Raw genomic sequence first — 472 nt, 5'->3', positions numbered from 1 at the left:
GATCAGCGCGTCGAAGCGGGCGTCGGAGGCCTCGCGGGCGGCGGCGGTGATCTGGCTGCGCGTCAGAGTCCCGAATTCCGGGCCGATCAGGATTCCCGCCCGCTTCTCACGGCCATCGCCATCGGTGTAGCGGCCCTCGGCGGCCAGCCAGTTGCCCGGCCAGGGCTCGACCGAGTTGAAATGGATGGTGTCGCGCTTTTCCTGTTGGTGCACGCCTGCAGAGCGCAGATGGTCGAGCACCATCTGGCCAAAATCCTGCTCCGGAACGTTTTTCGGCGCGGGCTGCATCGTGCCTTCGCCGGCCGAAATCTCAGCGCCCAGCGTGTCGTCGCGCGCGGTGACGACGCGGTGCGGCGAGAGGCTCTCGACCGTAAAGGGGCCGGCGACGCGCACCTTGGTCCTGTCCTCGTAGGGGCGGTCGTAGAGCATCTCGACATCGGCGGCGCGGGCGATCGAGGCGTCGATCTCCTTC

Annotated in this window: 1 pseudogene; it reads right to left on the bottom strand. The window is 68.0% G+C overall.

From position 1 onward, the window contains the following. Window positions 1–472: pseudogene (locus EN749_RS37075) on the bottom strand (site-specific DNA-methyltransferase); the annotation flags it as partial.

The organism is Mesorhizobium sp. M7A.F.Ca.ET.027.02.1.1 (assembly GCF_004022985.1).
GTDB lineage: Bacteria > Pseudomonadota > Alphaproteobacteria > Rhizobiales > Rhizobiaceae > Mesorhizobium.
The sequence above is the reverse complement of the archived record's forward strand: the minus strand, read 5'-3'. Positions and strand labels throughout refer to the sequence as shown.